Consider the following 12,857-nt stretch of genomic DNA (forward strand, 5'->3'; position numbering starts at 1 on the left):
AGATAGAAAGGACTTTGGCATGCCTATGGGAACACATCTATTTCTTTTTGCGATTCTCGGGCTGGGACTTTATTTTATATCAGCCCTCGCAGCAAAACTCATTCCGGCCATAGACTTTTGGATTGATATTGTTCTGTGGATCGGCGCTGCTGTTTACATCTTCTCTCATCAATCATTTATGGACGGTATTATCTCGATTGCGATCATGTTCACCTGCTACTGGACCGCATTGGATCTCACTGTTTCAGAGCAGGCAGCAAAACCTTCCGGGGATTGGGAGGAAGTCGAGCTTGCCAGAAACAAAACACGCCTCCTGTCAGACATCACACTGACAGCCGTCGTGTTTGCGGGCGCCGTTATTTTTTTCATCTATGGGCCTGACCCAAGCCCCCTCAAATATGTGATCCTTTTCGGCATGATTTCCGGCGGAGGGGCACTGGTGAAACGAATATGGAATGTTTTTAGTGCGAACGTTATGTATTCAGCTTCCTTAGAAACATTGCACATCAGCTCTCGTTATGAAACCCGTACATACCCGCTTTCTGATTTGAAAGACATTCAGCTTGAATCTACGGTTGATCTTTTAAAGCTCCATCCGCTTTTGACAATGTATTCATCCCTTTTAGATCTGACAACAAGCTTTCAGCAAGTCATCAAATTGTCTTTTCCTGGTGAAACACTATTTCTGACGGTAAAAGAACCGCAAAGATGGAAAGCAATCTTCGGCGAATACATCGATTCAGAAAACAACGAGAACACTGTGATTTCTGTTTTGCCGTTTTATCATAGAAAAAATGTGAAGCGGCTGCTTGGGAAGCTGTATTTTGCTGTCAGCGTAAAAGGCGTATCAGCATATGGGTTATTGGTGCTTGCTTTATACGCACTACATGCCTCTCCATGGATCATGGCTGGTGCTGTGATGCTGTACTGGGTATTCAACATGTATCTGTCAGACCGTGTGCTGCGGGCGGCAATGGATGCCAAGCCTTGTCATCAGCCGCACGTACAGGCAGCGGCCGACAAGATTTTTCGCAAGGCCGGCATTTCCCATGTCCGCATATATGAAACGGAGAGTGAAGATTACAACGGAATGGCAGTGGGCATGAATGTCGGAAGGTCAATGGTTATTTTGACGAGCGCTACCCTAACCCTTCCGCTGCATGTTATCGAAGGCATTCTGGCCCATGAGGCAATTCATATTAAAAAACGCGATGTTCTGTCATCACAACTTTTACGTTTTCTATATCTCGGAGCCGTCGTGGGAATCATCCTCCTCATTGAGCAGCATATCACCCATCCGCAGGCTCACAAAGTGACACTTTGGGTTTTCATTATGGCCATCATCATCCTATTTCAGCTCTATCAATCCTTTTGTTCACAGTGGATGGAGGTTCGTGCTGACAACCTTGGCGCATCAATGCTGGAAGGCGGGTACAAACAAATGGCCGAGGCCTTGAGGATCTTGGCGGTTCGGCAGGATGAGGATACACAAAAACGAAGCGCTTACAGCTCTGAAGCAGACGAGGACGAGCTTACCATCGACTCTCTCACACGCGATAAAAGCTGGTTTTTCAGATTAATTGATTTTCAGTTCGCTCCTCATCCCCCTATGTATTGGCGTGTCAGCACATTATTGTCTAACAGAGGCCAGGGAGTAGTAAAGCGCTGGCTCAGAGACCGGCTGAAAGAGTCCATCTCTTTGAAATGAAACCGATCAGCGTTTGACCCGTATAACAAATATGGTGAAACAAGGGAGTGATGAGAAGTGATGGTGATCATTTTATTGATTATCTCTATTATTGTTTTTCTTTACATCATTCAGCCGCAACCTTCGAAAAATAGAAGCCGTCAGCAAGCTGATAGCGGGTTTTCGGTTATTCAGACAACGGCTCGCATCATGATGGATGCGGCAGTGACGGAGGTTTCAGTGATTCCGGCTGCGGGGGCGGCGATTGAGCGCCGCCTTTTTTCATTTCATTGATTCGATGTACGCACCAAAAGACGCACCCGACATGCCCGGCGACACGCGCACGCGATGGAGAGCATACATTCCTTGGTCTCTCGATGCCGCGCCAGATTCTGTCGTCACGCCCATTTGATAGCCCGTATCTTTGGCGGCCTTCAGCGTCTCCTCATTGTAGCGCCCTACCGGATAGCTGATGATAGAAGTTTGCTGATGAAACATCTGATCAAACAGTTTTTTCGAATCATCCATCTCACTATGCTGCTGTTCAGGCGTTAACCCATTCAGCTCAAGATGGTCAATCGTATGGCTTTCAATCGATACGCCATGCTTCGCCATTTCCTTCATTTGCTTCTCTGTAAGATGATTTTTATGTCCAATCGATTTGCCTATCATAAAAATTGTCGCCTTCATTCCGTACTTTTTTAGCACTGGATACGCATCTTGATAATTGTCGGTATATCCATCATCCAATGTAATCAATACGCATTTCTCACTCGGCTTTTTATCCTGTGTCAGCATGAGGTACGCTTCTTTCGGCGTTAATGTCCGATAGCCGTTTTCGTGAACCCACTTCATATGCGCTTCGAACTCTTCCTTCGGGACACGGAGGCTGTTTCCAGAGGAAATGCTATGGTACATCAAAATCGGCAGCTTTGCCGGTTTCTCTGTTTTGATCCATGCGGACGTATCGTCTTCTTTTTTCTGAACATGCACTGCCTTTTTTTCCGGTTTCTTTTGTTCAGCTTTCGGCATCTGAGGCTCCGTGTTTGCCTCTTGATCAGCGCAAGCCGCGAGAGCCAAGCAGCTTCCTAAAAGAAAAATGCTTAGAATAAAACGTTTCAATCGATTCCCTGCTTTCTGTCTATTTCTTCCTCCTTTTTCATCGGTTGATTTGTTGGATTTTCAAGAACAACTTTAAAACACACATGATAATTGAATACGGAAGAAATCGAATCGTTTACTTGCAATAAAAAATGATATAAAGAGGAATCGATTTGAAACCGAACAAAAAGAGAGCGCGTAAACCGCTCTCTTTTCAATATTTTCCAGATGTTAACAGGCAGTACAGTGATGAAACCTATGATTGGAACACTGTTTTCCTACGCCTCGCAGCCGCTAGCTCTGCTTGTATTCTGATTTTTTGTAGTCACCTAGAAACCACGTACGCAAAAACCATAAACGACTTCTCCCATCCGCATACCATACCTCCCCTTTTTTTATGTGAATCGCAAAAAGGGCACTCGAGAGTTTTGAACTCAACGAATTCTCACTTCTGTCTCACTGTCAAAGAAATGGCCTTTATTCATGTCAAACGCAACCGTCAGTTCATCACCTGATTGAATATCGAGACGGGCGTCAATCCGTGCGATGAAGTCTTGGCTGCCGATCTGCGAATAAATCATGATCTCAGAACCGAGCAGCTCTGCGACATTGATTTTCGCTGTAATGGAAGAGTCCTTATACGATTCCACGACAATCAATTCATCATGAATATTTTCAGGACGGATGCCGAAAATGACCTCTTTGCCGATGTAGCCTTTTTCCCGCAGCACCTTCATCTTCCCTTCCGGCACGGTTAATGCCGCAGAACCGATTTTGATGACACTGTCCGTCAGCTTCCCTTTGAAAAAATTCATCGCTGGTGAGCCGATAAAACCGCCGACAAATACGTTTTCAGGGAATTCATATACTTCCTTTGGCGTCCCGATCTGCTGAATTTTCCCGTCTTTCATAACGACGATTCGTGTCGCCATCGTCAACGCTTCTGTCTGGTCATGCGTCACGTAAATTGTTGTGGTTTGCAGCCTCTGATGGAGCTTAATAATTTCCGCCCGCATTTGCACCCTCAGCTTTGCGTCCAGATTCGACAAAGGCTCATCCATCAGGAATACCTTTGCATCCCGCACAATTGCACGGCCTAGTGCGACCCGCTGTCTCTGACCTCCGGAAAGCGCTTTCGGTTTGCGATGCAAATAGTCCTCCAGCCCGAGAATTTTAGCGGCCTCTTCCACCCTTTTCTTGATTTCTGGCTTTGGCATTTTTCGAAGCTTCAGTCCGAATGCAATATTATCGTAGACCGTCATATGGGGATAAAGCGCGTAGTTTTGAAATACCATCGCGATGTCCCTATCCTTTGGCGCCACATCGTTGACCCGTTTTCCTTCAATATAAAAATCACCTTTCGAAATTTCTTCAAGGCCCGCGACCATCCGCAGCGTCGTTGATTTCCCGCAGCCGGACGGGCCGACAAATACGATAAATTCCTTATCGTCAATATGAAGGTTAAAGTCGTCAACAGCCGCTTCCTTCTGATCATAGTATTTATAAATGTGCTCCATCCGCAATTCAGCCATTTCACATCCCCCTTTTTATGTAAACGCTTTCCTAAATTGAGTGTAACAACCTTTTCCTACCACGGGAATAGGCAGCTTTCATAAAATCAACCAGCTATTTTTCGTGCATATTTCCAATTTACTCTGAAGCTTCACTTTGCAGGCAGATAAAATAGGCGAGCAGTGAGCCTTTATACGTTTTAATGTCTATCCCCGATCGCTCAATAAATTTATCAATCCGATATTGCAGACTGTTGCGATGCAGATGCAGTTTTTTCGCCGTTAACGTCACATTTGAATTGTTTTCAATGAACAGCTTAATCGTTTTCCTCAACTCAGATTCATTTCCAAATAAAATCTCAGCTTCTTCAGAGAGCAGCGTTTCAAGCTTTTCTTTTTCAGTTTCTAATAATAAAAAAGGAAATATCATCTCAAAGGCTACACTCTGCATCTGGGGCAGCCGTTTTTCAGCAAATAAGAAATACGTCTGTTCCCGGGCATAATGGTTACGCAGACTCTCATCCGGTTCATAAAATCTCCCGGCATAAAAACGGACACTGGAGTAGAAATCACCCTCAAGAACCTTAGCGAGTGATTCTAGTTCGTCCTTGCCCGCTGCCGCTTCACTTTCCTGCTCGACAACCACGCCTCTGTCCTCATGCATCCACACAATCACAAAAGGCACCGGCCAAAAATGGCGAACTGCTTCCGCAAAGGATGTCCGTTCTATTTTACCGAGCAAATGAAAATGAACAAATCTCGTCCGTTTTTTTATGCTCTCCGGCACTTCTCCTTTAGAGAAAAGAAACGCAAACCACTTGTTTTCCTCCGGCGACTTTAAAGACAATTGATTGACCCCATCCACAGGTGTTAAAAAAGACTGCAGCAGCAAGGCCTCTTTATCGCTGATCTCTGTTTTCGGGATGGAGATATATCTCTGACTGCTCTCATCAAAAAAGCATAGACAGTCTTCCTTTACGCAAAGCTTCTCAGATACAATCGAACTGGGATATACAGCCAGAAGCGATTTCATAGAGTCTCCTCTCTTATGTAAGGATCTGTATATTCAGTATAAGGCGAAATTCACTGGTTCTCCAATAAAAAAAAGGCGATGATAAAATGAAAGCGTTCGTTTACTGATTAATTCCAGTGGAAACAGTAAGGGGTATGCAGAACTAAAGGAGGATGATCATTAATGAGTTTAGAAGCGTTAAACGAAAGTTTTATCAACGGAAAATGGATCAAAGGGGCAAGCGGGCGCACGGAGGACATTTTGAATCCGTATGACCAGACTGTCATCACAACAGCCACTCTGGCAACATGCAAACAGCTGGAGGATGCCTTTGACATTGCACAGCAGGCGCAAAAAGAGTGGGCCAAGAGCACAGCAGAAGACCGAAAAGCAGTCCTGCAAAAAGCGCGCGGCTACTTACAGGAAAACCGTGATGACATCATCATGATGATTTCCCGCGAAACCGGCGGTACAATCATAAAATCAACGATCGAGCTTGACCAAACAATTGCGATTTTAGATGAAGCGATGACATACACCGGCGAATTAGGCGGCGTCAAAGAGGTTCCATCCGGTATTGAAGGGAAAATCAATAAGATTTACCGCCTTCCGCTCGGTGTCATTTCATCGATTTCTCCATTTAATTTTCCAATGAATTTATCCATGAGAACCATTGCTCCGGCAATTGCGCTGGGAAACAGTGTTGTTCACAAGCCTGATATCCAAACCGCTCTTTCCGGCGGAACCATCATTGCGAAAGCGTTTGAACACGCCGGTCTTCCTGCGGGTGTCCTCAACGTCATACTGACGGATTTAAAGGAAATCGGAGACGGCATGCTGACCAATCCGATCCCGAAATTAATCAGCTTTACAGGATCAACCGCTGTCGGGCGCCGCATCGGTGAAATCGCCGGGCGTGACTTCAAGCGGATGGCCCTTGAGCTCGGCGGCAACAACCCCTTCGCCGTTCTTTCTGACGCAGATGTCGACCGTGCTGTGGACGCGGCGATTTTCGGGAAATTTATTCACCAAGGGCAAATCTGCATGATTATCAACAGGATCATCGTTCATCAAGAAGTGTACGACGAATTTGTCAAAAAATTCACCGCCCGTGTCAAACAGCTTCCATACGGTGATCAAACCGACTCGAAAACCGTTGTCGGCCCGCTGATCAACGAGCGCCAAATCGAAAAAGCGCTGGAGATCATTGAGCAGGCAAAGGCAGACGGCATCGAACTTGCGGTTGAAGGAAAACGTGTCGGGAACGTACTCACACCGTACGTCTTTGTCGGTGCCGACAACAACAGCAATATTGCCCAAACGGAGCTGTTTGCCCCGATTGCAACCATTATCAAAGCCTCCAGCGACCAGGAAGCGATTGACATGGCAAATGATACAGAATACGGCCTTAGCTCGGCAGTTTTTACTTCTGATTTAGAAAAAGGTGAAGCATTCGCCCTGCAAATTGACAGCGGCATGACCCATGTCAACGACCAGTCCGTCAATGACTCGCCGAATATCGCCTTTGGCGGAAACAAAGCCAGCGGAGTCGGCCGCTTCGGAAATCCGTGGGTGGTCGAGGAATTTACCGTAACGAAATGGATTTCGATACAGAAGCAATACCGCAAATATCCGTTCTAAACGAACGAATCCCTCTGCTTTGCACGCAGAGGGATTTTTCATTATTTCGATATATCAACAAAGCCTTCACCGAATACATCGCGTACGTCATGAACGATCACAAATGCTTTTTTATCGCAGCTTCTGATGATTTTCTTCAGCATGGACAGCTCCTGTTTATTAATGACGATATACAAAATTTCTTTGGATTGGCCCGTATAGTTTCCCTTTCCCGATAAAATCGTCACTCCCCGGTCCATCAAGGTATTTACCTGCTTAGCAATCTCACTCTTATGTTCCGAAATAACCGTAATGGCTTTTTTCGTATTCAAGCCTTCAATAATGAAGTCCATCACTTTCGTACCGATATACAGCATCACGATGGTAAACATCATTTTTTCCGTGCCAATGATAAAATATGAGCTAAATACGACGAGTAAATCAAAAAACAAGAGCGCGTAGCTGACATTCCAGTCTAAATATTTATTAGCAATTCTGGCCAAAATCGCGGAACCAGCTGTCGTCCCGCCAACCCGGATAATGATCCCGATCCCGACTCCCGCAAAGACACCTGCGAAAATTGTATTGATGATCAATTCATCAGACGGAATGCTCCACCCGTGTGTCAGATGCAGGAAAAGCGAATTCGCCGCTACGGCAATGATGGTATAGATAGTCGTTTTACCGTCCAAAAATTTGTAGCCGACGACAAGCAGAAACGCATTTAAAATAAAGTTCGTTATCCCGGGAGACCATTGAAACACATAATACAAAATCAGCGTAATCCCAGTGACCCCGCCTTCTCCAAGGTCATTGGGAATCGCAAACAAATTCACCGCAAGCGCGAAGAAAAAAGCGCCAATCACAAGCATCAGCACATCAAGCATTTTCTTTTTCATCACAAAACACTCCTTCTCCAGATCCTATCAACAAAAAAACCCAGGAGTACGCTCTCGTAAAAGAGCAGAAACTCCTGGGCTTTTATCCCACCGTGTCATAACAGCCGGGCTGCTATGTGTTTTCTCTCGGTCACAGTCCAATTTCCATTGCGGAACCCTAGAAAACCAATGTTATTATCCTATCATTTTTTCTTTCTGATATTAGCATTATAAGTGACGGTTTGGATTGATTCAAGGGGTGTTTGCGGAGATTTGGTCAGTAAATTAAGAGAAAGAAAAAGACATTTAACTGTTAATAAATGAAAACTTTTAACCGATATGATAAAAAGCACCTTTTCTAAAAATTAAAATTTAAAATTTTATCTGTAATTTATCATTGACTATACGAAAATATATAGGCAAAATAGAACATATATTTTAAGCATTTAATTACATAGGAGGAAATAAAATGTCAGGTAAACTAACACACTGTAAAGCTTGCGGTCAAGAGATTGCAAAAGGTGTTAAAAAATGTCCGAACTGCGGTAAGGATCAACGCAACTTTTTTATGAGACATAAAATCATTACATTTATTTTAGCGATCGTTATCATTTTCATCATTTTTGCAAATATCGGAAACGATACAGACTCTCAAGCTTCTACCAGCTCCGACTCTAAAAAGTCAGCGAAAACAGTACAAAAGGCTGATATGGAAAAACTATATACCAATGCCGATCAATTTAAAAATTATAAAGTTGATCTATATGTTAAAGTTTTTGACGTTGAACAAGACGAAAATGGTACATACCTTCAAGGCTATAACAATCCAGAAAAGTTAAGCAAAAATACTATTATTATGAGTGACGATTCTAATTTAGATATTAAAGATGACGATATTATTCATGTAGTCGGTACAGTGAAAGACAAATTTGATGGCGAAAACGCATTGGGTGGATCTGTTTCAGCACCGAGAATTGTTGCCGATTCCATTGAAAAAAGCGACTATGCAACAGCTTTTGCTCCAGCTCAAAAAACAATTAACGTGAATAAAACACAAAACCAGCACGGATTTGCACTTACGCTTCAAAAGGTTGAACTTGCTGAAAAAGAAACTCGCCTATATGTAAATATAGAAAACAAATCAAAAGATGAAATCAATTTTTATAAATTCAATGCCAAAATTACAGCTGATAATAAACAAATCGAGCCTAAATCCGACCTTTCAGAGTATCCTAAAATTCAAAGTGAAATCTTACCGGGCGTTAAAACTGAAGGCGTTATTGCTTTTCCTAAAATCGAAAGCAAAACAGCGAATATTATTTTAGATGGTTCTTCCGAAAACTACGATATTACAATCAACCCATTTACATTTGAAGTAAACTTGGATAAATAAAAAGAAGAGCTAGGGAAAACCCTAGCTCTTCTTTTTATGCTTTCGCACTCTTATACCCATTCACATTAGAAGACTGCCATCTCCAAGAGTCGGCACACATTTCTTCCAGGCCTCGTTTTGCTTCCCAGCCCAGTTCACGCTTTGCTTTCGCAGGATCTGCGAAGCAGGTGGCGATGTCTCCAGGTCGACGGTCCGCAAAACGGTACGGAACTTCTTTCCCTGACACTTTTTCAAAGGCTTTGACCATTTCAAGCACACTGTAGCCTGTACCCGTTCCGAGATTATAGGCATCTGCTCCTGTGGCATTCAATACTTTTTCCAATGCTTTGACATGTCCTTCAGCGAGATCAACGACATGAATATAATCGCGTACCCCTGTCCCATCTTTTGTCGGATAATCATTGCCGAATACGCTTAATTGATCAAGCTTGCCGACAGCTACCTGCGCCACATACGGCATGAGGTTATTCGGAATGCCGTTCGGGTCTTCACCGATCCGTCCGCTTGGATGCGCACCGAATGGATTAAAGTAACGAAGCAGCGCGACGCTCCATTCATTGTCGGCTGTATGCAAATCACGCAAAATTTGTTCAAGCATGAGCTTCGTCTGCCCATAAGGATTTGTCGCGCCTAATGGAAAGTCCTCCGTAATTGGCGATGTTTCCGGAACGCCATACACCGTGGCAGATGAACTGAACACGATTTTCTTGACGCCGTACTTCTCCATGACCTCGCATAAAATAAACGTACCCGTCAGGTTGTTATGATAATATTTGAGCGGAATCGCAACAGATTCACCGACTGCTTTTAACCCCGCAAAATGAATTACAGCTTCGATTTCATTTTCTGCAAAAACGGAATCTACCGCTTTACGGTCCAACAGATCCGCTTCATAGAATGTTAAATCTTTTCCCGTAATCTCCTTGACGCGGTTCAGCGCCTCCGCCGAACTGTTGGATAGATTGTCAAGAACGACAATGTCATAGCCGCTATTTAATAATTCAACACATGTGTGGCTCCCGATGTATCCCGCGCCGCCTGTTACAAGTATTGCCATGATGTAAACCCTCCTAAAAAATGACCTGGGATCATTATATAATGTTTAAAACGGGTCCGCATCCATTTTCAAGAAGTTTAATCATTGTTTCATATTATTCCGGCCAAGTTGGCAGAGGACAGATCAGAAAAATCAATCTGCCGGTTGACGTTTTTTTTCTGCATATTCGCTATGCTTAATGCAGAAAGGATTTGATGACATGGCGATGAGCCCTTATATTTTTATAGTCTTTATTCTTATTGTTTTATCGATGTATCGAGAAAGAACGGTAAAGCCCGGGAAGCTGCTGATCATTCCGCTCTTGCTGTTATGGGGCGTATCAGCATCATTTCAGCCGGCGTATTTTCATTCAGCTTTACACGTTGCGGTCAGCGGCCTTTTATTACTGATCGGGCTGGCCTGCGGGTTTGGCATCGGAAGAATGGTAAACGTCCGGATTCACCCGGAAACCGGAAAGGTCACTTCACGCGGTTCCCTTGGAAGTGTTATCCTCATTCTAGTGATACTTTCTTTGCGCATGGCCGCGAGAACATGGCTTCCTGAGAGCAATGAGATTTTTATTGCCATTATTCATTCTATGTTCTTCATTCCCCTCGGCACCATCACAGCCCGCAACATCATGCTTTACAAAGCTTACAGACGGCTGACCGCTGGCAAAGTATCCATTCAATAACTGAAAGAAGGACCAGCATGAACCGACAATCTCCGGCTCGGCACTACATGAAGCTTGTGCCGAGCCTTATTCTCATTTTGAATTGCATACAATTTTTATTTCATCCAGGTCAAGCTAATTCTATTTTGTTAGCGTTTGTGTTTGCGGTGTACTTAGCATTCATTTGGATCATTCGCTATGCAGCATCCGTAGCTGTCAAATTGAGCATATTTATCGGGCTTTGGCTCCTTACCATTTTTCTTTGGCTTGATACAGGTCAAGAACAGGGAGCCGCCTATTTTTTGATTGTATTTTTAATGATTTATGCGGCCTTTTGGCTCCCTTCACGGTTTTCCATCATATTTACAGCATGTATAATTGGCGGCAATATACTTGTGCTATCCATACATGGCGGGAACTTGGATACCATCATTGGCAACATCTCGATCATGATCGGACTGTACGTCTTTTTCTCCTCCGTTCGTTTCAGGCGAGAAGCGAGAAGAGAGGCCGAACGGAATCATGCTGAATTGGCGAAAATGCATGAGCAGCTGGAGCAGGCGCATGAAGAACTCCAGAAAGCACACGCAGAGCTGCAGGAGGCTTCTGTTCTTTCTTTAAGATACGCGGTCCTCGAGGAGCGTACAAGAATTGCCCGCGACATTCATGACAGCATTGGTCATGAGCTGACTTCTGTGATTGTTCAGCTTCAATCTCTTCCCTATATCCTGAAAAGCAGCAAGGAGGATTCAGAAAAAGTCATTCAAAATGTACTGACTGTCGCCAGAGAATGCCTTCAGGAAGTCCGGTCTGTCGTTCACCAAATGGGCCGAAGTGAATCGCTGGTCGGTCTTACGGCTTTGCGGGGACTTATTCATCAAGTGGAGGAACGGAGCGGTTTGCACGTTTCGTTAGACACTGCTGGCCTGTCAGAAGAGTCTTGGCCTCAACATGTAAGCGAAACGATCTATCGCATTTTGCAGGAAGGCCTGACCAATACGATTCGTCATGCTCACGCTGACCAAGCGGCTGTCGTCCTATCTAACGACGAAACCCATCTCTACCTTACCATCACCGACGACGGGCAATTCACCGGCAATCTTACTTGCGGATTTGGGCTGACAGGAATGAAAGAGCGCGCTGAAATAGCAGGTGGCTCTCTTTCTTTCAGCGCCGTACAGCCGAGCGGCCTGCAAATTGAGCTGGCATTGCCGTTGACGATAACGAATAAGGAGAAAAAAGATGAACAAAGATAAAATACGCGTCGCACTTGCCGATGATCAGCCGCTTGTACGCGAAGGCTTCCGTTACGTCATCAACGCACAGCCGGATATGGAGGTTTCCGGTGAGGCTGGCGACGGATACGGCATTATTGCGCTGGCAAAGCAAACAAAACCCAACGTCATCCTGATGGATGTCCAAATGCCGCATCGCTCAGGCATTGAAGCGGCGAAAGACATTATGTCCGCACTTCCAGATACGAAAATTGTCATTTTAACAACCTTTGATACCGAAGAATATGTCTTTGAAGGAATTCGCGCAGGCGCAGTCGGCTATCTGCTGAAAGATACGCTTCCTGAAGAATTGATTGACGCCATTCGCGCCGCGGCCAGAGGCGAAGCAATTTTTCGCACAGCCACAGCGGCTAAAATTATCAGCGAGACATTTCGCTCGAAGCAGCAAACTCAAGCCGAAGAACCGGCAGATCCGTTTACTAAAAGAGAGCTCGAAGTTCTTCAGCAAATGGCCTACGGGTTGAGAAATGAAGATATTGCGGAAGCGCTTTTCGTCAGTGAAAGCACCGTAAAAACCCATGTGCACCGCATTCTCCAAAAGTGCAATGCCCAAGATCGGACACAGGCAGTCGTTTTTGCTATTCGAAACGGTATTGTGCAATAGAAATCTCTCATCCCGCCATGATAAAATAAGACAAAGGAGATGATTGG

General features: G+C 44.5%; 12 protein-coding genes, 1 pseudogene and 1 riboswitch. Of the genes and pseudogenes, 8 read left to right on the top strand and 5 right to left on the bottom strand.

All coding sequences use genetic code 11. The features are described 5' to 3' along the window. Positions 1–19 precede the first annotated feature (19 nt). Positions 20–1,708, top strand: a complete 1,689-nt coding sequence (locus AAGG74_RS13465; protein WP_429675792.1) for a M56 family metallopeptidase — start codon at positions 20–22, stop codon at positions 1,706–1,708. A 57-nt stretch (positions 1,709–1,765) separates the two neighbouring features. Beyond that, positions 1,766–1,956: pseudogene (locus AAGG74_RS13470) on the top strand (hypothetical protein). Between the two features lie 13 nt (positions 1,957–1,969). On the opposite strand, the gene AAGG74_RS13475 reads toward AAGG74_RS13470, so the two are convergent. The 3 genes from AAGG74_RS13475 to AAGG74_RS13485 all read right to left on the bottom strand — a co-directional run bounded on the left by AAGG74_RS13475 (position 1,970) and on the right by AAGG74_RS13485 (position 5,332). Beyond that, positions 1,970–2,809 (bottom strand): polysaccharide deacetylase family protein, encoded by an 840-nt coding sequence (locus AAGG74_RS13475; protein WP_429675793.1) that lies wholly within the window; start codon positions 2,807–2,809, stop codon positions 1,970–1,972. 413 nt (positions 2,810–3,222) lie between these two features. After that, on the bottom strand, positions 3,223–4,320 hold the full coding sequence (msmX, locus tag AAGG74_RS13480) for a maltodextrin ABC transporter ATP-binding protein MsmX (protein ID WP_162103663.1): 1,098 nt from the start codon (positions 4,318–4,320) through the stop codon (positions 3,223–3,225). Positions 4,321–4,438: 118 nt separating this feature from the next. After that, positions 4,439–5,332, bottom strand: a complete 894-nt coding sequence (locus AAGG74_RS13485) for a PucR family transcriptional regulator (protein WP_429675794.1) — start codon at positions 5,330–5,332, stop codon at positions 4,439–4,441. Between the two features lie 162 nt (positions 5,333–5,494). On the opposite strand from AAGG74_RS13485, the gene AAGG74_RS13490 reads away from it, so the two are divergent. After that, a complete protein-coding gene (locus AAGG74_RS13490) occupies positions 5,495–6,952 on the top strand; it encodes an aldehyde dehydrogenase family protein (RefSeq protein ID WP_429675795.1) in 1,458 nt (485 codons plus the stop codon). A gap of 41 nt (positions 6,953–6,993) precedes the next feature. Here AAGG74_RS13490 and AAGG74_RS13495 read toward each other — a convergent pair whose 3' ends face one another. Next, the gene (locus AAGG74_RS13495) at positions 6,994–7,830 is read right to left on the bottom strand and encodes a YitT family protein (RefSeq protein ID WP_162103660.1); all 837 of its coding nucleotides are present in this window, start codon (positions 7,828–7,830) and stop codon (positions 6,994–6,996) included. Positions 7,831–7,899: 69 nt separating this feature from the next. Further along, positions 7,900–8,002, bottom strand: a riboswitch (guanidine-I (ykkC/yxkD leader). A gap of 276 nt (positions 8,003–8,278) precedes the next feature. Here AAGG74_RS13495 and AAGG74_RS13500 point away from each other — a divergent pair. Next, positions 8,279–9,202: a zinc ribbon domain-containing protein gene (locus AAGG74_RS13500; protein WP_429675796.1), complete on the top strand. Its 924-nt coding sequence runs from the start codon at positions 8,279–8,281 to the stop codon at positions 9,200–9,202. Between the two features lie 34 nt (positions 9,203–9,236). Here AAGG74_RS13500 and galE read toward each other — a convergent pair whose 3' ends face one another. After that, on the bottom strand, positions 9,237–10,259 hold the full coding sequence (galE, locus tag AAGG74_RS13505; RefSeq protein ID WP_429675797.1) for a UDP-glucose 4-epimerase GalE: 1,023 nt from the start codon (positions 10,257–10,259) through the stop codon (positions 9,237–9,239). A 41-nt stretch (positions 10,260–10,300) separates the two neighbouring features. On the opposite strand from galE, the gene AAGG74_RS13510 reads away from it, so the two are divergent. The 4 genes from AAGG74_RS13510 to AAGG74_RS13525 are packed head-to-tail and all read left to right on the top strand — an operon-like array spanning position 10,301 to position 12,810. Beyond that, positions 10,301–10,438: a hypothetical protein gene (locus AAGG74_RS13510; RefSeq protein ID WP_429675798.1), complete on the top strand. Its 138-nt coding sequence runs from the start codon at positions 10,301–10,303 to the stop codon at positions 10,436–10,438. Between the two features lie 20 nt (positions 10,439–10,458). Continuing rightward, on the top strand, positions 10,459–10,932 hold the full coding sequence (locus tag AAGG74_RS13515) for a CcdC protein domain-containing protein (protein ID WP_429675799.1): 474 nt from the start codon (positions 10,459–10,461) through the stop codon (positions 10,930–10,932). Positions 10,933–10,949: 17 nt separating this feature from the next. Next, positions 10,950–12,167 carry a sensor histidine kinase gene (locus tag AAGG74_RS13520; RefSeq protein ID WP_429675800.1) on the top strand — a complete coding sequence of 406 codons (1,218 nt, stop codon included), beginning with the start codon at positions 10,950–10,952 and terminating at the stop codon, positions 12,165–12,167. Continuing rightward, complete coding sequence (locus AAGG74_RS13525) at positions 12,154–12,810, top strand: response regulator transcription factor (RefSeq protein ID WP_429675801.1); 657 nt, start codon at positions 12,154–12,156, stop codon at positions 12,808–12,810. Before AAGG74_RS13520 ends, AAGG74_RS13525 begins: the two co-directional genes overlap by 14 nt. Positions 12,811–12,857 lie beyond the last annotated feature (47 nt).

The sequence above is a fragment of the Bacillus mexicanus genome (genome assembly GCF_050445615.1).
Classification (GTDB): Bacteria; Bacillota; Bacilli; order Bacillales; family Bacillaceae; genus Bacillus; species Bacillus mexicanus.

Coding starts and splice junctions, on each gene's coding strand:
- AAGG74_RS13500 (WP_429675796.1), top strand. CDS start 8,279: ATGTCAGGTAAACTAACACACTGTAAAGCTTGCGGTCAAGAGATTGCA.
- msmX (WP_162103663.1), bottom strand. CDS start 4,320: ATGGCTGAATTGCGGATGGAGCACATTTATAAATACTATGATCAGAAG.
- AAGG74_RS13465 (WP_429675792.1), top strand. CDS start 20: ATGCCTATGGGAACACATCTATTTCTTTTTGCGATTCTCGGGCTGGGA.
- AAGG74_RS13520 (WP_429675800.1), top strand. CDS start 10,950: ATGAACCGACAATCTCCGGCTCGGCACTACATGAAGCTTGTGCCGAGC.
- galE (WP_429675797.1), bottom strand. CDS start 10,259: ATGGCAATACTTGTAACAGGCGGCGCGGGATACATCGGGAGCCACACA.
- AAGG74_RS13495 (WP_162103660.1), bottom strand. CDS start 7,830: ATGAAAAAGAAAATGCTTGATGTGCTGATGCTTGTGATTGGCGCTTTT.
- AAGG74_RS13525 (WP_429675801.1), top strand. CDS start 12,154: ATGAACAAAGATAAAATACGCGTCGCACTTGCCGATGATCAGCCGCTT.
- AAGG74_RS13510 (WP_429675798.1), top strand. CDS start 10,301: ATGTTTAAAACGGGTCCGCATCCATTTTCAAGAAGTTTAATCATTGTT.
- AAGG74_RS13485 (WP_429675794.1), bottom strand. CDS start 5,332: ATGAAATCGCTTCTGGCTGTATATCCCAGTTCGATTGTATCTGAGAAG.
- AAGG74_RS13515 (WP_429675799.1), top strand. CDS start 10,459: ATGGCGATGAGCCCTTATATTTTTATAGTCTTTATTCTTATTGTTTTA.
- AAGG74_RS13490 (WP_429675795.1), top strand. CDS start 5,495: ATGAGTTTAGAAGCGTTAAACGAAAGTTTTATCAACGGAAAATGGATC.